17 protein-coding genes are annotated in these 20,353 nt (G+C 46.5%); 1 reads left to right on the top strand and 16 read right to left on the bottom strand.

Translation table 11 applies throughout. The annotated features are described in order from the left end of the window. Positions 1–7: 7 nt before the first annotated feature. The 4 genes from BLP57_RS09290 to infC all read right to left on the bottom strand — a co-directional run bounded on the left by BLP57_RS09290 (position 8) and on the right by infC (position 2,570). Positions 8–1,168 carry an ABC transporter substrate-binding protein gene (locus tag BLP57_RS09290; protein WP_092071179.1) on the bottom strand — a complete coding sequence of 387 codons (1,161 nt, stop codon included), beginning with the start codon at positions 1,166–1,168 and terminating at the stop codon, positions 8–10. A gap of 236 nt (positions 1,169–1,404) precedes the next feature. After that, positions 1,405–1,761: a 50S ribosomal protein L20 gene (rplT, locus tag BLP57_RS09285; RefSeq protein ID WP_015526090.1), complete on the bottom strand. Its 357-nt coding sequence runs from the start codon at positions 1,759–1,761 to the stop codon at positions 1,405–1,407. 33 nt (positions 1,762–1,794) lie between these two features. Then, positions 1,795–1,992 carry a 50S ribosomal protein L35 gene (gene rpmI / locus BLP57_RS09280; RefSeq protein WP_021651646.1) on the bottom strand — a complete coding sequence of 66 codons (198 nt, stop codon included), beginning with the start codon at positions 1,990–1,992 and terminating at the stop codon, positions 1,795–1,797. A gap of 83 nt (positions 1,993–2,075) precedes the next feature. Next, positions 2,076–2,570, bottom strand: a complete 495-nt coding sequence (infC, locus tag BLP57_RS09275; RefSeq protein WP_015526092.1) for a translation initiation factor IF-3 — start codon at positions 2,568–2,570, stop codon at positions 2,076–2,078. Between the two features lie 440 nt (positions 2,571–3,010). On the opposite strand from infC, the gene BLP57_RS09270 reads away from it, so the two are divergent. Beyond that, on the top strand, positions 3,011–3,334 hold the full coding sequence (locus tag BLP57_RS09270; protein ID WP_092071177.1) for a DUF1540 domain-containing protein: 324 nt from the start codon (positions 3,011–3,013) through the stop codon (positions 3,332–3,334). A gap of 123 nt (positions 3,335–3,457) precedes the next feature. Here BLP57_RS09270 and ftsZ read toward each other — a convergent pair whose 3' ends face one another. The 12 genes from ftsZ to BLP57_RS09210 form a co-directional block, all read right to left on the bottom strand. Continuing rightward, the gene (ftsZ, locus tag BLP57_RS09265) at positions 3,458–4,609 is read right to left on the bottom strand and encodes a cell division protein FtsZ (RefSeq protein WP_015526094.1); all 1,152 of its coding nucleotides are present in this window, start codon (positions 4,607–4,609) and stop codon (positions 3,458–3,460) included. A gap of 251 nt (positions 4,610–4,860) precedes the next feature. Beyond that, the gene (locus tag BLP57_RS09260; RefSeq protein ID WP_092071174.1) at positions 4,861–6,144 is read right to left on the bottom strand and encodes a cell division protein FtsQ/DivIB; all 1,284 of its coding nucleotides are present in this window, start codon (positions 6,142–6,144) and stop codon (positions 4,861–4,863) included. Continuing rightward, the gene (gene murA, locus BLP57_RS09255; protein ID WP_242872590.1) at positions 6,141–7,421 is read right to left on the bottom strand and encodes a UDP-N-acetylglucosamine 1-carboxyvinyltransferase; all 1,281 of its coding nucleotides are present in this window, start codon (positions 7,419–7,421) and stop codon (positions 6,141–6,143) included. Before murA ends, BLP57_RS09260 begins: the two co-directional genes overlap by 4 nt. A 27-nt stretch (positions 7,422–7,448) precedes the next feature. Then, a complete protein-coding gene (locus tag BLP57_RS09250; protein WP_092071168.1) occupies positions 7,449–8,549 on the bottom strand; it encodes an FtsW/RodA/SpoVE family cell cycle protein in 1,101 nt (366 codons plus the stop codon). A 54-nt stretch (positions 8,550–8,603) separates the two neighbouring features. Further along, positions 8,604–9,959 (bottom strand): UDP-N-acetylmuramoyl-L-alanine--D-glutamate ligase, encoded by a 1,356-nt coding sequence (gene murD / locus BLP57_RS09245; protein ID WP_015526099.1) that lies wholly within the window; start codon positions 9,957–9,959, stop codon positions 8,604–8,606. Between the two features lie 14 nt (positions 9,960–9,973). Then, entirely contained in the window at positions 9,974–10,930 is a 957-nt protein-coding gene (mraY, locus tag BLP57_RS09240; RefSeq protein ID WP_015526100.1) for a phospho-N-acetylmuramoyl-pentapeptide-transferase, read from the bottom strand. 63 nt (positions 10,931–10,993) lie between these two features. Then, positions 10,994–12,760: a peptidoglycan D,D-transpeptidase FtsI family protein gene (locus tag BLP57_RS09235; RefSeq protein ID WP_175442968.1), complete on the bottom strand. Its 1,767-nt coding sequence runs from the start codon at positions 12,758–12,760 to the stop codon at positions 10,994–10,996. 67 nt (positions 12,761–12,827) lie between these two features. Next, positions 12,828–14,819 (bottom strand): peptidoglycan D,D-transpeptidase FtsI family protein, encoded by a 1,992-nt coding sequence (locus BLP57_RS09230; protein WP_242872593.1) that lies wholly within the window; start codon positions 14,817–14,819, stop codon positions 12,828–12,830. A gap of 108 nt (positions 14,820–14,927) precedes the next feature. Next, a complete protein-coding gene (locus tag BLP57_RS09225; protein ID WP_015526105.1) occupies positions 14,928–15,497 on the bottom strand; it encodes a hypothetical protein in 570 nt (189 codons plus the stop codon). 22 nt (positions 15,498–15,519) lie between these two features. Beyond that, positions 15,520–16,455: a 16S rRNA (cytosine(1402)-N(4))-methyltransferase RsmH gene (gene rsmH, locus BLP57_RS09220; protein ID WP_015526106.1), complete on the bottom strand. Its 936-nt coding sequence runs from the start codon at positions 16,453–16,455 to the stop codon at positions 15,520–15,522. A gap of 35 nt (positions 16,456–16,490) precedes the next feature. After that, the gene (mraZ, locus tag BLP57_RS09215; RefSeq protein WP_021651636.1) at positions 16,491–16,922 is read right to left on the bottom strand and encodes a division/cell wall cluster transcriptional repressor MraZ; all 432 of its coding nucleotides are present in this window, start codon (positions 16,920–16,922) and stop codon (positions 16,491–16,493) included. Positions 16,923–17,225: 303 nt separating this feature from the next. After that, a complete protein-coding gene (locus BLP57_RS09210; protein ID WP_092071237.1) occupies positions 17,226–20,270 on the bottom strand; it encodes a glycoside hydrolase family 2 TIM barrel-domain containing protein in 3,045 nt (1,014 codons plus the stop codon). Positions 20,271–20,353 lie beyond the last annotated feature (83 nt).

Below are 20,353 nucleotides of genomic sequence, written 5' to 3'. Positions count from 1 at the left end.
AAATTACTTATTTCATCTCTACATAAGCACCGTCTTTGATCTCGAATGCTTTCGGCTCTTTATCACACTCGCCATCCTCGGTCCATTTTGCTTTTCCGGTAAGTCCGTCAAGCTCGATGTTTGCCATGGATGCGCTCATTGCTGCACTGATGTCTGCATTTTCCATATCTGGTGTGATCTTTGCATCGTCAGCTGCAAGCTGCATTGCGTAAAGTACATCATATGTATCTGCCGCAAACTGGTTCGGGATCTCACCGTTGTGAGCATCGCCGTATGCTTTTACAAAGTTCTGGCTCTTCTCATCTGTAGCTGTTGCGGAGAATGGTGTCAGAAGCATAACACCCTCTGCAAGGGATTTATCGAAGTTCTCTACATTGAGGATACCATCCATGCCATCTACACCAAAGAATTTAATGTCAAGTCCTGCCTCAGATGCCTGCTGAAGGATCAGCGCATTGTCGGAATAGTAGTTCGGAAGGAAAAGAAGCTCAGCGCCGCTCTTCTTGATCTTTGCAAGCTGTACAGAATAGTCTGTGTTGCTGTCTGTTGTGTAAGCCTCATCTGCAACTACTTCAAGTCCGTCATCAGCAGCTGCTGCAACGAATGCGTCATGTACACCGGAGTTGTAGTCAGCAGCGGAATCATAAAGTACTGCTACTTTCGTTGCAAGTTTGTGCTCGGAAATGTACTGAGAAGATTTGGTTCCCTGTGCCGGGTCTGTGAAGCACATACGGAACTCGTTTGTTCCTGCTGTGATACAGTCAAGTGCTGTTGCGGATGGTGTGAAGAGGAATGTATCCTCAGCTGCCTCAGCTCCTACTGCGATACAGGAACCGGATGTTACAGTTCCACAGAGCATCTGCATTCCTTTATCGATCAGGTCATTGTATGCGTTAACAGCCTTCTCTGGATCTCCCTGGTCATCACCTGCGTCAAGAATCTCTACTTTATATCCGTTGAATCCACCGTTCTCGTTGATCTCATCAGCTGCGATCTTGGCTGCGTTGTATACGTTGGTACCGTACTGTGCGTAATCACCTGTCATCGGTCCGATCACACCGATCTTAAATGTCTCATCCTCTGCCGCAAAAACGGATGCAGGCATCATCATAGCTGCTGTCATCGCTGCTGCTGATGCAACGCCGATTACTTTCTTCCAATTCTTCATAATAATCTCTCCTCCTGCGCTTTGTCGCGTTACTAATGTTTAATGGTAAAATTATAGCATCGCATATTTTTTATTTCAAGGGCAAATTTAGTTATCTGTTGTTTTTCGTCTGATTGCACAACGCGGACACTTGTCCGCTGTACAGCTTGTGTCGTTTTTCGGCAAATTGTCTGAATTTTTTTACAAAAAAATCCAGGGAAAAATTCCCTGGACTCCTTCGTCTCTTAATACTTTACTTATGCGATTGCTTTCTTAGCGATCTCAGCAAGAGCTGTGAAGCCTGCTGCATCGTTAACAGCCATCTCTGCAAGCATCTTTCTGTTGATGTCGATGTTTGCAACCTTAAGGCCGTGCATCATTTTGCTGTAAGAAAGTCCGTTCATTCTTGCTGCTGCGTTGATACGAGCGATCCAGAGCTGTCTGAACTGACGTTTCTTCTGTTTTCTTCCTGCATAGGAGCTTGTAAGAGCTCTCATTACAGACTGTTTTGCTACTCTATACTGTTTGGAACGGGCTCCTCTGTAGCCTTTTGCCAGTTTTAATGTACGGTTATGTCTTTTCTTTGCGTTTAATCCGCCTTTAATTCTTGCCATTTCTTAATTCTCCTCCTGTTCGTCTTCTCTATCTTATAAATATGGTAATACTTTCTTCATGCTCTTTACATTAGTAGAATCAACAACAGTAGATTTTCTCAGATTTCTCTTTCTCTTCTGAGATTTCTTTGTAAGGATATGGCTCTTGTAGGCTTTATTTCTTACTAATTTTCCTGTACCTGTTTTTTTAAAGCGCTTTGCTGCTGCTCTGCAAGTTTTAATTTTTGGCATTATGAATTCCTCCTTGATTTGGTACTTCTAAATTTTATATAGCATCCCGTTCTGCCCGGCTGTTGCCGTGAAGACTGAGATATCTACCGTTTCTCAGTCAGAAACATAGTCATGCTTCTGCCTTCTACCTTCGGAGCCTTCTCTACAGTCGCTATATCGGACAGAAGATCTGCGAAGTCATCAAGCACATGCCTACTGCTGGACATATGTGCCATCTCTCTTCCGCGGAAACGAAGTGTAACCTTAACTCTGTCGCCCTTGCTAAGGAACTTTCTTGCTGCATTTACCTTCGTCTTCAAATCATTCGTATCAATGTTCGGGGAAAGACGCACTTCTTTGACATCGATGGTTTTCTGCTTTTTTCTGGCCTCTTTTTCTTTTCTTGCAAGCTCGTAACGGTATTTACCGTAATCGATGATCTTGCATACCGGCGGTTTCGCCTGTGGGGCAATCTTTACAAGGTCAAGTCCTGCCTCCTGCGCTTTCGCCATCGCTTCTCTGGCGGACACGATTCCAAGCTGAGCTCCGTCCGGACCAATCAAGCGTACCTCTCTGTCTCTGATCTGTTCGTTAATCATTAAACCGCTAATTGTTGTACACCTCCATGAACATGATAGAATTATTTTTTTCTTTCTCATTAATGTAGCTTAAGCCGCACAAAAAAAGCGCAGACAGATGTCCACACTTCAAATAATTACACCTGCGCACTGATGGTTGGTCCGTTCGCAGTACTGTGCAATATTGACCTGAGTCGCTTATCTTCAGCGCTGAGGTGAGAGTGAACTCTGCTTTCTTTTCGCTACGTACTCTAAGAGAATACCATGGTGTCTGCTATTTGTCAACTGTTTTTTATATTATTCTGTATTTATTTTTTGAGTATAAATTTTTCTTCTTCCGGACATACTATGCAACATCGGAATCTGTCAAGCCTTACCGCAGTGCTGACGATCAGACAGGATGCGCATTCCGGCAGGCTGACGGTTTCCGATAAAATCATAATTATCAGGAGGACACTTTTATGACAAGTCTTAAATGCTCCGCACACAACTGCTGCTATAACAAAAATTCTCTCTGTTCCAGGGGAGCCATCAGTGTCGAAGGTGCAGATGCTCGTTATGCGGACGACACCGCCTGTGAAAGCTTCCGTGACCAGGAAGAGTGTGCTGTAAAAAATTCCGCAGATCCCTGCTGTGGGTGTGAGACCGTTAACATCGACTGCAAAGCACACAACTGCACCTACAATGAGCACTGCAAATGCACCGCAGCTTCCATCAATGTAACCGGTGACAATGCACATCGCTGCTGTGATACAAAATGTGATACTTTCAGCTGCGAATGCTGATATCCTGAACAGAAATCCTGTTTCCATACAGAGCAGACATTCCTGTTTCTTTTGATCAGAAAGTCAAAAAGATCCGGCAGCGTTCCAGATGGAGTCTCTGCCGGATCTTATCATGTTCATTTATTATCTGTTCTTAAGAAAATCCGGGATCTGGATGTCCTTTTTCTGAACAGTGCTTGTAGGAGCCTTTGTTCCAAACTGTGTGGAATTCATAGTCGGCAGGCTGAAGCTTGGCATGTTAAGGTTCATACCGCCTGGCTGTGACTGGCTTGTTTTTTTGGTGTTTCCGAATACAGAATTGGAAGCTCTGTTTCCAAATGGTGTGTTCTGAAGGTTATTGTCTGTAAGACCTGTAGCAATAACTGTAATTCTCGCATAATCTGCAACAGAATCATCATACATAGCACCAAAGATGATGTTTGCATCCTCACCTGTAAGCTCCTGTACATAGCTTGCAGCATCGTTGGCATCCATAAGAGAAATATCTCCGGAAATATTGATGATCACATGAGTAGCGCCCTTGATGGTTGTCTCAAGAAGCGGAGAAGATACCGCCTGCTGTACAGCCTCCATAGCCTTGTCATCACCTCTTGCCTCACCGATACCGATATGAGCGATTCCCTTGTCTGTCATGACTGTCTGCACATCTGCAAAGTCAAGGTTGATCAGAGCCGGCAGATTGATCAGGTCTGTAATACCCTGTACTGCCTGCTGAAGAACCTCATCAGCCTTACGCAGTGCTTCCGGCATGGTTGTTCTTCTGTCAACGATCTCAAGTAATTTGTCATTGGGGATGACAATCAAAGTGTCAACTGCTTTCTTCAGATTTTCGATTCCCGCAAGTGCATTGTTCATACGGGTCTTTGCTTCAAAACGGAAAGGCTTGGTAACAACACCGACAGTCAGGATACCCATCTCTTTTGCCGCACCGGCGATCACAGGAGCAGCTCCGGTTCCGGTTCCGCCTCCCATACCACAGGTAACGAAAACCATGTCCGCTCCCTCGATGATCTTCTTAACTTCCTCAATGCTCTCCTCAGCTGCCTTCTGTCCAACCTCCGGCTGTGCACCGGCGCCGAGACCTTTCGTAATTTTCTCACCAATCTGAAGTACAGTCGGAGCTTTACACAGTGTCAGAGCCTGTTTATCGGTATTAACACCTACAAACTCAACTCCGCCAATGGCCTCTTCCACCATTCTGTTTACCGCATTATTACCTGCGCCGCCTACTCCAATTACAATAATTTTCGCAGAAGACTCAGCCTCATTCGTCATTATCTCTAACAATGTACTTCCTCCTTTATTTCTACCTGATATCCGATTCAGTGTAATAATCTATTCCAAGCTACATATACACATAGTTATATCATATATTTTTTTCGGTAATTAATCAACCATTAATTTTGTTTTTTTATACTTTTTTCACTAAATTTCGGCACTGTTTCTATTAACCGAAACATTTACAAAACAATCTCTGGCAAAATGTCCAAATACCGGTACTATATATTAAGAAAGCTTTTTTATCTTTACTCATAATCGGACTCATCACTGTAATCGCTGTACGAATTTTCATCATAATCCTCAGCGCCTTCTTCCTGATCACTGCTGTAATCAACCTCTTCCTCGGTGCTGTCCGTACTGCTGTCTGAAGAGTCTTCTTCATTTTCTGTATCTTCGGTATCCGTACTCTGAGCATCTGGATCTTCGGAGTCTGTTCCGTCTCCGGAGCTTTCTGCCGAAGTCTGATAATCCTCCAGAGTGCCTACGTAATTGCCATCACGGTCATATTCACTGACTCCGTCATAGCCTCCGTCTTCCCGGTAACCGCCCTTCCAGTTTCCTTTTTCTGCCATGGTTTCTTCTGTGGGGGCTTCGCCTACATAGGTCATGTTGGCATCGTACTCACCACTGCCTGTGTAATCTCCCTCTTCATCATAGCCACCTACCCAGTTTTCCTGCGCATACTCCAGATCCGTCTGCGGTTTCGGTCCTACATAGTTGCCATTTTCGTCGTATTCGCCTTCTCCGGTGTAATTTCCTTCCTCATCATAGCCTCCGGTCCAGTTTTCTGCGGAAGTCTGGCTCTCGTCCTGTTCCTGCTCCAGGGTAATGTTCTTGGAATTATCATTTACATTTTCTGCATGGAGAATTCCTTTTTTTTCGGAAATCATCGGAAGGATAGCCAGAACTCTGGTCATTTTGTCTTCCAGATATTCATCCTTTCCAAGTTTAACTGTGATATCCCCGTAAACAAGACTGATCTGTCCGTCGTCTTCAAATTCAATGTGATCCGGAACCTTATCATTTTTTGCAAAAATAGTAGAAAGAGCAACTGCCGTGTTCATCACCGTTTCATCCTTGATGGGGAGTTTCTCGTTCTGGATCACTTTTTTGACTTTGATCCCGTCAAAAAACGGGATTTTTTCGTTACGTTCCGTGGATCCTTCCACAAAAATACCGTTTCTGTCAAAATAAATATAACTGTCCAGATAAGGGATACAGCCAACGATATCCTTCTCCTTCACACTGACACAAATGGTGTGCCGGTTCAGCCTTGTTACGGTATAGCCTTCTATAAAGGGAACATCCTTTGTATTCTGCTTAGTATAAAGAAGCGGTGCAAGAACAGAATTGGATGCCAGCGGCCCCCTAAGCACCATCTTCCTGATCTGTTTTTCAGAATAATGGTTGCTGCCCATCACCTGCACTTCATCTACCTGATAATACGTAAAAAAGAAAATAATTCCTGCCAGCAGCAGAACAAGAAGTCCGCCAACTGCTTTCAGTGGCTTTTTTTTTGATGTTTTCATAAAGTTCCTCTGTCCTTTATCAGCAGACCGCCCAGTGCGGTCAGATCCTCACAGATATGTTCATAGCCTCTTTCTATGAAACAACAGCCCCGGATCCTGGTAATCCCCTGCGCGGCAAGTGCTGCGATCACAAGTGCCGCACCACCGCGAAGTTCCTCTGCTTCCACAATACAACCGGTCAGGGGCTGCCCTCCGTATATCACAGCAACTCCATCCCGGATCTGGATCTGTGCTCCCATTTTACAGAGCCATGAAGCTGTTTTATATCTGTCTTCAAAAATCTTCTCGCGGATCCTGCTCACTCCCGGGATCGTGGCCAGTACCGCCATCGCAGGAGACTGCAGGTCTGTAGGAAATCCCGGATAAACTTCTGTTTCCAGAAGCTCCAGGGGAAAACCTGTATTTTTTCCGTTGACTATTAGTTTACCACCTACCCTGCGGCATTGTCCACCCATTTTCCGATATACGTCCAGGATTCCATCCATTTCCTCCAGAGGCGGATTTTCCAGGATGATCTCTCCTCTGGTTGCCGCCGCTGCCATGAGATAGGTCCCGGCGACAATACGGTCTGGTGGAATGCAGCTATCGCCAGCTTCAAGCTTCTCCACTCCTTCAATACAGATACAGCCATTTTCACGGATCCGGATCTTTGCCCCCATTCCGGTAAGATAATGGCAAAGCCAATAAATTTCCGGTTCACAGGCGCAGCCGTTAAGGACTGTTTTCCCCTCTGCAAGGACCGCTGCCAGAATGCCCTGTTCTGTAGCGCCTACACTTCTTTTTTGAAAAAACATCTCTGCACCTCGGAGTTTTCCACAGGATGCCCGGATCATCCCGCCGTTTTCCACCACAGCTGCCCCAAGGCGGCGCAAAACCTGGATATGAAGATCCACCGGCCGCTTCCCGATCACACAGCCTCCGGGATATCCTGTCTGTGCCATTTTGCTCCGCCCCAGCATTGCTCCCATTAAGATCACGGAAGAACGCATTTTTCCGGAATAACACTCCGGTATCATGGTGCCGTCCGCATGGCTGCAGTCCAGATAAAGATCTTGACCTTCCCACCAGGTTTCTGCCCCCAGATATTTCAGGATCTTTTCCATCAAATATACATCACTGATTCTCGGGCATCCCCGCAGTACACTGGTCCCGGTGCTTAAGAGTGCTGCTGCCATAACCGGAAGTGCCGCATTTTTTGACCCCTGGATCCGGACGCTTCCATGCAGCGGCCTGCCTCCGGTCACGATGATCTCATCGATCTCATTCAAGTATTCCACTCCTAAAAGGGCCTCTTACTTGTTATTCTATGTGATCCTTCCATGTCTGTGACTGCTGACACTTAAGGCCAGCCCCATTTCCCCCAGAAGAAAAACAACAGAAGTTCCGCCATAGCTTACAAAGGGCAGAGTGATCCCGGTGTTGGGAATCGTATTCGTTACTACTGCAACATTCAGGACTACCTGGATCGCCATATGTGCCATGATCCCGGCGCACAGCAGCGTTCCCTGCAGATCCCGGCAGTTTAATGCCAGAATACAAAGTCTCCAGATCAGAATACCAAACAGAAAAAGTGTCAGAAAAGCTCCCAGTATCCCCGTTTCCTCACACACAATAGAAAATATCATATCATTCTGGGCTTCCGGGACAAATCCCAGCTTCTGCAGACTGTTCCCGAACCCCTTGCCGAAGATCCCTCCGCTTCCGATTGCATACAGGCCCTGTATGGTCTGAAATCCTTTTTCATATTTTTCCGGATCCCGCCAGATTGCCAGGCGTTCCAGACGATAACTCTCCGCGGCAAGAAAAACCGCAATAAATCCTATCCCCGCACCTCCAAGTGCGAGAAACTGCAGATACCTGGGATTGGCCACAAAAATCAGCAGCACACCGATCCCCAGAATGATCACCGCTGTGCTTAAGTTATTGGAGCCCACCAGACCTGCTACCGGAAGCAAAGTCATCATAGTCCTGCAGATAAACCAGAATCCGGTTGTTTTGCTTTTTGTATTGCTGATCTGCCACACCAGAAACAATATCACTGCCACCTTGGAAAACTCCGATGGCTGAAAGGAAAGCGGCCCCAGGTTCAGCCACCTCTTCGATCCATTGATCTCCTGTCCGAAAAGCAGGACTGCAGCAGACAGGAAAAGCGAAAAAATATAGGCAGCCGGCGCCAGCTTTACAGACAGCCGGTAATCTACCCGTGATGCCAGATACATAACAAGCAGCCCCAGTGCCGTGGCAAAGAGCTGCTTCTTAAAATAATAGGCAGAGTCGTGGAAACGTACTCTGCCATTATATTCACTTGCCGAAAAAAGCGCCCCGAGTCCCAATACCACCAGAATCAGAACCAGTACCCAGAGAACGGTATCTGTCTTTCCGGTCTGTTTCTGTCCTGCCTCCATGCATGGCCTCCACAGTGGTCTTTATTTCAGCTTATGTATGTATTTTTCGGATTATTACAGTGCTTTCACGTATTCCTTGAACATGTCACCGCGCTGCTCATAATTATCAAACTGTCCCCAGCTCGCACATGCCGGTGAAAGCAGAACTGCATCTCCGGGATTGGCTTTTTCCGCACAGACCCGGACAGCTTCCTTCAGATCCTCGCAGAGGATGATATCTGTAAATCCAAGACGTTCTGCTGCTGCTTTGATCTTCTCTTTCGTCTGACCGATGAGAACAAGATAACGGACTTTTCCGTCGAAGGATTCTATCCACTCATCATAGCTGGATTCCTTGTCATAGCCACCGCCGATCAGAAGAGTCGGACGGTTCATTGCCTGAATCCCCTTGATGGCCGCATCCGGATTGGTTCCCTTGGAATCGTTGTAATATGCAACACCGTTTTTCTCTGTCACATACTCGATCCTGTGTGGAACTGCCACAAACTCACAGACACTCTTGCGGATACTCTCCACAGAAACGCCCGCATAATATGCCATGGCGGCTGCTGCCATTACATTCTCGTGATTATGACGTCCCAGGATCTTAAGCTCTTCGGTTTTTACGATCGGTATCTCTTCTTTTTCTGTTTTGAGAATGATCTGGTCTCCGTCCAGATAGATTCCCTGATCCAGTTTACGAAGACTTGAGAAATATACCACCTTCGGAACGATATTTTCACCGAATTTACGAAGGACTTCATCCTCGTAATTCAGAACACATACATCTTCCGGTCCCTGATTTTTGGTGATCAGCTCTTTTACACGGATGTATTCCTCCATGGTATGATGACGGTTCAGATGGTCCTCTGTGATGTTGAGGATCGCACTTACCTTTGGGCGGAACTGGTCAATAGTCTCCAGCTGAAAGCTGCTGATCTCCGCAACAGTTACGGAATCCTCCCTCATCTCCAATGATTTGGATGTATATGCAGTTCCGATATTTCCTACAACAAATACAGATTCACGGGCATCTCCCATGATCTTTCCGAGGAGTGCTGTTGTTGTTGTCTTACCGTTGGTTCCTGTGATCGCAAGAACCTCTCCCTTGCCTGTACGATAGGCAAGCTCCACCTCGCTCCATACCGGAAGGCCCTTTTCATAGAAGCTCTTTACCAGCGGCAGGTCTGTGGGAACTCCCGGACTTAGCACTATAAGATCAAGACTGTCCAGCGCTCTCTCAGGAAAATCTCCGGCCCAGATCTCCGGGGTGTATTTTCCGTTTGTTTTATGTAATACTGCCTCTTTATCAAGATCTGCGTTTCCGTCATAGATCACCGGCTGTGCTCCTGCACTTCCAAGCAGATCAGCTGCTCCAATGCCGCTTTTTCCGGCTCCGAAAACGAGAACTTTTTTTCCTTTTAAATCCATTTTTCTGTTCCTCCTTATAATGCCAGGAGAGCGATCAGGCACATAATAGCAGTTACAACAGAGAACACTGCAACAACTCGTGTCTCGGACCACCCACAAAGCTCAAAATGATGGTGGATAGGCGCCATCTTGAAGATTCTTTTTCCGTGTGTTGCCTTGAAATAGGATACCTGGAGCATAACAGACAATACCTCCACAAGGTAGATCAGTCCGACCAGGATGATAAACAGCGGCATCTGCATGGCATAAGCCACACCAGCCACAAAGCCACCCAATGCCAGAGAACCGGTGTCTCCCATAAATACCTTGGCAGGATATACATTAAACAGAAGAAATCCCATCAGACTGCCCACAACTGCACAGGTGATCGGTTCCACACCACTGTTCATTCCAAGGGAAACCACCGTAAAGAATACTGCCACAATCAGGGTAACACTGGAAGCCAGTCCGTCAAGTCCATCCGTAAAATTGACTCCGTTTACTGTACCGATCACCGCAAAGAACAGTACCGGAACTGCAAACCATCCCAGGTTCAGATAATGTCCACTCCAGAACGGGATCTTCATAGTCAGGGATACGTTGGAATAATTTACAAGATAAAAAGCAAATACAGCTGTCACAACGATCTGCAGTGCCATTTTCTGCCATGGCAGAAGTCCGTCAGAACGCTTCAGAACTACCTTCAGATAATCATCCAGAAATCCGATCAGTCCAAATCCCAGTGTCAGGAAAAGTACCGGGATGATCATCGGATAATCTCTGATATAAAACAGTGATGTTACAGTTGTTGCAATGAGAAAGATCACCCCACCCATAGTAGGGGTACCGTTCTTTTTCAGGTGGGACTGCACACCCAGCTCTCTCTCTGTCTGTCCCATTTTAAGTCTTCTTAAAAAAGGGATAACAATCGGTCCTAATACAAGGCTGATCGCAAATGAGATCAGCACAGGGATCACAACATGAAACTCCATCCTCACACCTCTAATTCTTTCGTTTTTTTATACTTCTTCAACAGTATAAGGCTTTTATCCTCATTAATCAACCCCATCTGCCCGGTTTTCCCCGGATGAAGTTTCCGTAACTGTCCTCTCGATTCCAAGATAGGGAAGTACATTTTCAAAAATACTGCGTACCACCGGTGCGGCAATGATCCCACCATAATACATACCCTGGGGTGCATAGATGATACAAAGAGCCAGGACCTTCGGATCCTCTGCCGGGGCAAACCCCAGGAATGAAGAAATATATCTGCCGGAGCCTCTGGGCAGTGTCTGAGAGGTAGCTGTTTTTCCCCCAATGGAAAACCCCTGAATCCCGGCATTTTTTCCGGAGCCTTCTGAAACTACAGTTTCCAGGATCGTACGTACTGTCCGGGAAGTCTCACCGGACACGATCCCGCTTTCCACCGGATATTCCAGTGTCCGCACCTTTGTTCCGTCCGCACTTTCCACGCTGATCCCAAAATGAGGTGTGATCCGGTTTCCGCCATTGATGATCCCACTGACGGTTGTTGCAAGCTGGATCGGTGTGATCTGAAACGACTGGCCAAAGGATACCGTGGCAAGCTCCACCTCTCCCATATTTTTGGGGTTATGCATGATCGTTCCTGCCTCTCCCGGAAGATCTATCCCTGTTTTTTTCAAAAGTCCGAACTGTTTAAAATATTTGTAATAACGGTCTGCTCCAAGCCGCAGGCCCACCTCAATAAATACCGGGTTACAGGAGTTCTGGGCACCTTCTACAAAACTCTGCGCACCATGTCCTGTTCTCTTTGCACAGTGGATCCGCCGGTCCTCCACCACCTTATAGCCCGGACAGAAAAAACGATCCTCTGTTGACACCACTCCTTCCTCCAGCCCTGCTGCCATAGTGATGATCTTAAAAGTCGAGCCAGGTTCATAGGTATCATTCAGACAGGGGTTTCTCCACATCCGGTTCAGAAGATCCTGCTTCTTTTCTCCCTCTGCTGCTGTTTCTTCTGTATTCAGAGTAAACGGATCGTTCAGATCAAATTCAGGCACATTGACACAGGCATAGATTTCTCCGTTCTGAGGGTTCATAAGCAGTATGGAAACTCTCTCCGCCTGTTTTTCTTCCATGACTTTACCGGCTGCCTGCTGCACATATTCCTGGATATTAACATCCAGACTGGTACGCAGAGTATTTCCTGACACCGGTTCCTTCCTCCGTTCTCCGGTTCCGTCGATCTCCACACCACGTGCATCCGTAACTGTGAGGATCTTTCCGGGCTCTCCTTTCAGGATCTCATCGTATTTCACTTCAAGACCAATAATCCCCTGATTATCACCTCCGGTAAATCCCAGTACTTTTGAAGCGAGAGATCCATAAGGATAATATCTCCGATAATCCTCATCTACCTTCACTCCCTCAAGGTCATATTCCCGGATCCTGTCTCCAATGCTTTTTTCCACGTTTGTCTGTATTCTTTCAATAGAAGAAATTTTTTCAACTTTTTTTCGGATTTCCTCTTCTTTTACAGACAATGCTCCGGACAGTACACGGATCACTTTTTCAGGATCTTTGATCTGGCTGTGTATCACCGATACTGTGCAGACTGTCCGGTTATCTGCCAGAATATTTCCCCTGATGTCCAGGATCTTTCCCCTAGCTGCTTTTATGTCACGTTCCCTCTCATGAAGATCCTCCGCCTTTTTTGAATAATATTCTGCCCGAACATTCATAAGATACCAGAGTCTTCCCACAAGTCCCAGAAGAAGCATTATGCAGATCAGAAAAACCATCCATATTTTTTTCCTGTGATAAACCATGGTCCGGATCATAAAAAAATCCCTCTCAGAGGTCGTCACTGTAATATATGACGTTCCCCTGAGAGGGTATTCTTTTTATCTATTCCAGACCGGCCTCCTCGTTGGTAAGACCTTCGCTCTGCATATCGTTATTATCTTCGGTATCACTGTCCTCCGACGCATCTTCCGGCGGACTTGGTACATTCTCATCGGAAATTGCCTCCTTCTGCCCGTCCGCGCCGGTTCCTGTTGCAGAATCGCTGATTCCCTTAAAAAGTTCCCACAGCTCTGTAGTCGGAACTTCTCCATCCTCTGCCTCATCCGGCTGTACATTCAGATACGGAAGTGCTTCGGAAAGGATTCCCTGTGCAATGTACTGTGCGTACGTACTGCTTGCCTGATCATCTACCTTCGGCTCATCCACAACTACATAGATCACAAGCGCCGGATCATCTACCGGTGCAAATCCGATAAAGGATACCAGATACTTGCCATTGCCTCGCGGAAGCTTCTCGGCAGTACCGGTTTTACCACCGGAGCTGTAGCCCTGCACCTTGGAGGTACGGCTGGTACCATGGTCTACGCTGGCAGCCATGTAGGAGCGGATATCTGCAGATATCTTCTCGGAAATCGTCTGCTTCATCAGTGTCGGAGAGATCGTTTTTACGATTCCGCCGCTGCTGTCCTTGATCTTCGTCACCAGATGAGGCTGATAGTAGTATCCTCCATTGATCACAGAACACATTGCATTGATCTCCTGTATCATGGTCAGTGTATAGCCCTGTCCGAAAGCAGAGCATGCAAGCTCCGTTTCTCCCATGGTATCGCTGGTATGGATCACACCGCTTCCCTCATTGGGAAGATCGATACCGGTTCTTGTTCCGAAATTGAAAACGCTCTGTGTCTTAAGAAAATTATCTTTTCCCATCTTTGCTGCGATCTGCATCATACCATCGTTGCAGGAATTGGCAATGACATCGGAAAGAGCTTCTGTCCCGTGAGCATCCGGCCATACCGCACATTTGATAAAAGTAGTCGCACCTTCCGCTCCAAAAGACTGTCCGCCGTCACAGACAAAATTATCGCTCTCGGAAATCGCTCCCATTTCAAGTGCGGAGCCCATAGCGATGGGCTTTACAACCGATCCCGGCTCGTAGGCATCTGTCACGCAGAAATTACTCCACATTCCATTCAGCGCTTCCACGGTTTCCTCATCGTTCATGGCAGCGATCTCACTCTGGGAATACACATTTGAAAGATCTCTCGGGTTATTCAGGTCATAACGGTCACCGCCGTCCATTGCCAGGATCTCTCCTGTTTTCGGATCCTCGATGATCACGCCTACATTTTTGGCTCCCATCTTTTCTTTAAAGGTATTTACGTATTTTTCCACGATCTGCTGAAGTCCCAGATCCAGCGAGGTCTCAATGCTTTTGCCATCCGTCGGTTCGATGATCGTCTGTTCTACGTCGGAATTGTTGTTGATGTATCCGTACTGTCTTCCATCCACACCGGTAAGTGTCGCATTGTAATATCCCTCCAGTCCGGCATCCGCCACATCTCTGGAAAGTGTAAATCCAACGGTATCACAGGCAGTCTCATTAAACGGATAAGATCTGAGATAATCTTCCTCAAACCATACACCTGTGATCCTGGAACGTTCTTTCAGCTGCGTGGCAGTCAGTTCACTGTCGTCTCCCGGATCTTCGTATTTTTCGAAGGCTTTTTTGTCGTCCATGGAAATCTGTTTCTTTACGATCTGATACTGACTTTTTTTTGTACTGCTGTCGGTGAGAAGCTTCCGCATCTCATCTTCGTCCAATCCCAGGACTTCCACAAGAGCCTTTATGGTAGGCTCCACGGAATCCTGATCCTTATTGACCTCCAGACAGTCAAGGATCACATTATAGACCTTGTTGCTAGTTGCCAGGATATTCCCGTTCCGGTCATAGATATCTCCTCTTTTTGCCGGAAGTGTCTGATTTTCATATTTCTGCTGAGCCTGACTCAGCACCTGCTTTCGATATTTGCTTCCGCTGGTGGCATTGATATAGGTAATTCTTGCCACCAAACCGACTAAAGCCAGCAACACTAAGGAAAATAGTACTGCCAGCTTTTTCTTCATACTGTAATTTATTTTTTTTACCGGCCTGCGCCTTCTTGTACTCAATCGATCACCTGCTTAAAAACTGTACTTCTGTTACTTGTGTGTGTCCACATCCTGATACTGTCTCACATAACTGTTTCCTTCCGTGGTATAGGTCTGTATCTGATCCTCCGAAGGATATTTCATTCCAAGCTCGCCGATAGCTTTTTTCTTGATCTCGCTGATATCCACTGCAGAAGTGACCTGACTGTAATATGCATCGTTATCTTCTTTCAGCTGTGCAAGCTCAGATTCCAGATTTGCAACATTTTTCATACTCGCCGTGATTTCGGATTTTACCTGAAGATAATTGATACAGGTAAAAAGTACCGCGATGGAAACTGCCGTAAGAAACAGAACGAACCCCTTGTTCATGGCCATTGCCTTTTCCCGGTTCCGCTGTGCCTGTCTGCTTACCACCTGTTTTGCCGGTGTCACAGGTACTGCGGATTTCTGTTTTCTTTTCTGAGCCAGCCGTCGCCTTTCCTGTATCTCGGGCAGATCAGTCCTCTGAGGAACTTCCTGCAGCCGTTTTACCGCATTTCCCTGAACATACATTTCTCTGCTGTTCCTGACGGTATTTCGATTTCTTCTGGCTGTAGTCCCTCTTCCTGTCTTCGCCATTTGCCTACCTTCCATCTCTCAACTACATTTTCCGTTCAAAAATACGAAGCTTCGCACTTTTGGATCTCGGATTCTCTTCCATTTCCTCTTTTCCCGGTAAGATCGGTTTCCTTGTGATCACCTTACCCTTGGATTTCTTTCCGCATACGCAGACCGGAAAATCCGGCGGGCAGGTACAGGGATTTTCATTTTTTCGGAAAATGGTCTTAACGATCCTGTCTTCCAGAGAATGGAATGTAATGATACAGATCCTTCCTCCGTCATCCAGGAGATCGATCATGCCGTCCAGGGAATCCCGGAGCACGTCAAGCTCCCGGTTGAGCTCAATACGTATTGCCTGGAAAGTCCTCTTGGCCGGATGTCCTCCTGTAGCTTGTATTTTCATGGGGATCGCACCCCGTATGATCTCTGTCAGTTCTCCGGTTGTCCGGATCGGTGCCTGCTCTCTGGCAGCCACAATGTGTTTCGCTATATTTTTGGCAAATTTATCTTCGCCGTAATCGCGGATAATCCGATACAGCTCCCGTTCCTCATAACCGTTGACTATATCACCGGCTGTACGGCTCTGTCTTCTGTCCATTCGCATGTCCAGAGGAGAATCGTACCGATAGGAAAAACCTCTCTCTTCATTATCCAGCTGATAAGATGACACTCCCAAATCCAGCAGGATCCCGTCCACCTTCTCAATGCCACGGGATCTCAGCTCATCTGCCATGTAACAATAATTGCTGCGAATGATTGTCACCTGATTAAAGGCTGACAGCCGTTCACTCGCAGCAATTATCGCATCCTGGTCTTGATCTATGCCAATAAATCTCCCCTTGGCAGAAAGTTTCTTACACACCTCTGTGGCGTGTCCCGCTCCTCCTAAAGTGCCATCCACATAGATTCCATCCGGCTTTACCCTTAAGCCGTCAATGGTCTCATTGAGTAATACAGATTTATGCTTAAATTCCATATCCGTCTCCTGTGGGATTTCTACCTGCGTTATGCTCAAATGACGATTCCTATGTTCTGCATGCTTTCCGCAATGCTGTCCATATCATCATAATTGCAGTTCTCGCTCCACTTCTCTTTGCTCCAAACCTCGATCCGGTTCAGATTACCCGTAAGCACCACATCCTTATCCAGACCAGCGAACTGGCGCAGCGTCTGCGGCACCAGGATTCTTCCCTGCTTATCCAGCTGACATGTTGTAGCTCCGGCTACAAAGAAACGTGAAAAGGTTCTTGCGTCTTTATTTGTAAGTGGTAATGCTCGGAGTTTCTCTTCAAAAGCAACCCATTCATCCATCGGATAAATAGAAAGGCAACCATCCAACCCTCTTGTCAGTACGAACTCTTCCCCTAAGAGTTCCCTGAACCTGGAAGGGATGATCAGACGCCCCTTCGCGTCGATCGTATGATTATACTCGCCCATGAACATGAAACCCACCTACTCTCGTGAAACACGATTCTCCCCTTCGTGCTTCCAGGGTGCAAATGGTGTATTCTGCCACTCATCCCCATTCGCTACCACTATTCACCACTTTCTACCACTTATGTAATCATTCTAAACTATTTACCATGAAAAAACAAGTGCATATCCAAGTTTTTTTTCATTTCATGAAATATCCACAGGTTTTTTTTCAACCTGTTTATTTTCTGTGCATTATTATGAAATGAAAAAGCTTCCGGACAGTCGCCGGAAGCTTTTTTCTGACTTTATGTTCTGTTATTTTATGACATTTTAAAGGCCTTTGAACGCAAAGGAAAATTTCATCTTTCCATTGGTATCCAGAAGGTATTCCGGATGGGTGCGGGCACCCCAGCTGTCATCTCCTCCAACTCCCATCTGCGCCTTTGCGGCACGGACAACGGTATAATGGATTGCCGGAAGCTCATAGGGATGCATGGCATTTTCCATTTCATGAGGAGTATATGGAAGTGCCGAGAACATCATCGGGCCGTTTTCTTTATCCATCTCAAAGAGCATTCCTCTGCCCTTTCTGTCTGTGATCTTTGCCCAGCGTACTTCCTCCTTGTTTCCGCATTCCTGCGGCACAAGATAGCGTGCCATATTGTCTGTCACGAGATTCTCATAAATGCCGAGCTTTGCGCCATGCTTTCGGTCTGCATAAGTCTCTGCCGGTCCCAGGCCGTACCACTGAACATGATCATAATCCGCATTGAATTTAAAGAGTACTCCGAACTCCGGCATATCACCCAGCTCTTTTACAGGATCATAGGTCAGCGTTGTCTTTACTCTTCCATCTCCGGTTACCTCATAGGCAAGACGGCATTCACTGGCAGGCGTAGTTGGCAGTATGTAGGTAAAAGCAACCTCCACGCTGTTTTCGTGAACCGTTGTCTCCGGAGCATTGGCTGGACCATACATGCCTTTTCGGTAATCCTTATGACTTGCGTACATACTGGCGATCTTCCACTGTGCATAGCGCATCTGCATCAGACTTCCGCAATCATTATCTGTAGGTGCTCTCCAGAAGTTGGGCTTCGGAATCGCTTCGATCATTTCTCTTCCTGCATATTTATACGAAACCAAACCACCATTGAGAACGGAAAACAGCACTTCGAAATTTTCCCCGCGGACACCGATGTTATGAAGGCTTCTCACAAGCTCCACGCCACACGCAGGAGCTTCCGGTGTTCCTTCCACCTGATAAACATACTGGCCGAAAGCAACCTCATGTCCTGCCTCTGCCCAAAGTGTTTTTTCTCTGAGAAGGAAGGCTACGGTTACCGTATATTCGCCCTGGCGCTGCTGTTTTCCAAATGGAAGTCTGTAGGTCTGTTGGCTTAAAGGCTCCACCGCTGTATCCAGTGTCTCTGTGCGGAGAACATGACCGTTCTTTGCAAGAGTTACTTCACATCGGAATGTGTCCGTATTTACAAAAAGATTTTTGTTGATGATCTTAACAGAATCCTCACTTACCTGCGCAGTGATATTCTGGTAGTTGAATTTTACCTCCTGCATCTTTGGTGAAGCATCTCTGTCTCCGCCGTATGCGATACCGTTTCCACTGAAATTATAATCTGTAGGACGTTCACCGAAGTCTCCGCCGTATGCCTGGAATTCTTTACCGTAACGGTCTTTTTTGTAAATAGACTGATCAATGTAATCCCAGATAAAGCCACCCTGATATTTCGGTTCTGTATCTGTAAGATCTGTATATTTATGCATTGCGCCGCAGGAATTTCCCATTGCATGGGTATACTCACAACAGATAAACGGCTTGCTGTCATCCTTTGCAAGGAACTCCCGGATCGCTTCTACGGAAGGATACATCTGGCTTTCCATGTCACTAGTGGCATTGTAGCTGCGGTCATGGAAAACCCCCTCATAATGTACCAGTCTTGTAGGATCATTCTTGTGGTAGAACTCAGACATCTCAAAGATATCTTTTCCACCAAAGGATTCATTTCCACAGGACCAGATCAGGATCGCCGGGTGGTTCTTGTCACGCTGATACATGGAATTTACACGGTCCAGCATCATGCCCAGCCATTCTGGTTTGTTGTGCGGAACGATATCCGTGTGATCTCCGGTAAATTCTGCTATATCCCAGGTTCCGTGAGACTCCAGATTGTTTTCTGCGATCATGTAAATACCATATTCATCACAGAGACGGTAGATCGGAGATGCATCCGGATAATGACAGGTACGGATCGCATTGATGTTGTTCTGTTTCATGGTCACGATGTCTTTGAGCAGTTCCTCCCGGGACACATGTCTTCCTGTGACAGAGCTGAACTCATGGCGGTTCACACCCTTGAATACGATACGTTTTCCGTTAAGGGTCATGATACCATCCTTCATTTCAAAACGGCGGAAACCGACTTTCTCCGGGATAATCTCCTGGAGCTTTCCGCTTTCATCACTGATCTCCAGCTCCAGATCATAGAGATTCGGCTCTTCTGCACTCCAGAGAAGGGGATCCTGAATCTCCCAGGTACAGGTATCCTCTCCGTTCAGAGATCTTTCCTCCTGCAAAAGGATCTCTCCCTTTCTGGAAAGTGTAAGCTTCATTTTTCCTTTTCCCCAGGTACTGGTCACGATCTCAAGCTCGGCTTTTTTGAGAGTTTCATCCGGAATGGCACGGATCCTGAGATCATATACATGGACATCCGGTACCGTAAACAGATAAACATCTCTGTAAATTCCGGAAAAACGGTAAAAATCCTGATCCTCGCACCAGCTGCTGGCTGTCCATTTAAACACCTGTGCCGCCAGCTTGTTCTCGCCGTCCTTCAGATATTCCGTAAGCTCGAATTCTGACGGAGTAAAAGAATCTTCACTGTATCCCACAAATTTTCCATTGAGCCACAGAGCCAGGCCGCTCTCTGCTCCCTGGAATGAAACAAATACTCTTTTTCCTTTCATGCTCTCCGGCACATGGAAATATCTCACATAGCTTGCCACCGGGTTAAAACGTTCCGGGATCTGTCCCGGATGAAGTTCTTCATGGCCTTCCCACGGATACTGGACATTGGCATACTGCGGTGCATCATATCCTTCCATCTGGATATGTGCCGGCACATAAATGTCCTCCCAGTCCTTACAGGAATATGCTTCTTCCTCAAAGCCTGGGATAGCAGATGCATAATTCCGTGCATAATGGAACTTCCAGAGACCATTCAGACTGTGACGGAAAGAAGTTTTCCCATCTTCTCTCTCTTCCTCACAGCGATAATATGTATGATCTGAGTGGGCATCCATTCTTCCGTCGCTGAAATACCGGGGATCTTTTAACAGAGAATGATCAAATTTTTTCATTTTTTCCTCCTGCCCGGCAGATTCTGTTTTTTCTGCCGGATCCTTCATTTTTTATGCTATGATCATTATAGTATAATCCACCG

The organism is Blautia sp. SF-50 (genome assembly GCF_900101315.1).
Lineage (GTDB): Bacteria > Bacillota > Clostridia > Lachnospirales > Lachnospiraceae > Blautia_A > Blautia_A fusiformis.
This window is presented reverse-complemented; position numbering and strand designations above follow the sequence as displayed.

Bases quoted from the DNA above. Each gene is read 5' to 3' on its own strand.
- BLP57_RS09260 (WP_092071174.1), bottom strand. From the start codon at position 6,144: ATGAAAACATCAAAAAAAAAGCCACTGAAAGCAGTTGGCGGACTTCTT.
- mraZ (WP_021651636.1), bottom strand. From the start codon at position 16,922: ATGTTCATGGGCGAGTATAATCATACGATCGACGCGAAGGGGCGTCTG.
- infC (WP_015526092.1), bottom strand. From the start codon at position 2,570: ATGATTAACGAACAGATCAGAGACAGAGAGGTACGCTTGATTGGTCCG.
- BLP57_RS09235 (WP_175442968.1), bottom strand. From the start codon at position 12,760: ATGATCCGGACCATGGTTTATCACAGGAAAAAAATATGGATGGTTTTT.
- BLP57_RS09225 (WP_015526105.1), bottom strand. From the start codon at position 15,497: ATGGCGAAGACAGGAAGAGGGACTACAGCCAGAAGAAATCGAAATACC.
- rsmH (WP_015526106.1), bottom strand. From the start codon at position 16,455: ATGGAATTTAAGCATAAATCTGTATTACTCAATGAGACCATTGACGGC.
- BLP57_RS09210 (WP_092071237.1), bottom strand. From the start codon at position 20,270: ATGAAAAAATTTGATCATTCTCTGTTAAAAGATCCCCGGTATTTCAGC.
- rpmI (WP_021651646.1), bottom strand. From the start codon at position 1,992: ATGCCAAAAATTAAAACTTGCAGAGCAGCAGCAAAGCGCTTTAAAAAA.
- BLP57_RS09270 (WP_092071177.1), top strand. From the start codon at position 3,011: ATGACAAGTCTTAAATGCTCCGCACACAACTGCTGCTATAACAAAAAT.
- murD (WP_015526099.1), bottom strand. From the start codon at position 9,959: ATGGATTTAAAAGGAAAAAAAGTTCTCGTTTTCGGAGCCGGAAAAAGC.
- BLP57_RS09250 (WP_092071168.1), bottom strand. From the start codon at position 8,549: ATGGAGGCAGGACAGAAACAGACCGGAAAGACAGATACCGTTCTCTGG.
- ftsZ (WP_015526094.1), bottom strand. From the start codon at position 4,609: ATGACGAATGAGGCTGAGTCTTCTGCGAAAATTATTGTAATTGGAGTA.
- mraY (WP_015526100.1), bottom strand. From the start codon at position 10,930: ATGGAGTTTCATGTTGTGATCCCTGTGCTGATCTCATTTGCGATCAGC.
- rplT (WP_015526090.1), bottom strand. From the start codon at position 1,761: ATGGCAAGAATTAAAGGCGGATTAAACGCAAAGAAAAGACATAACCGT.
- BLP57_RS09290 (WP_092071179.1), bottom strand. From the start codon at position 1,168: ATGAAGAATTGGAAGAAAGTAATCGGCGTTGCATCAGCAGCAGCGATG.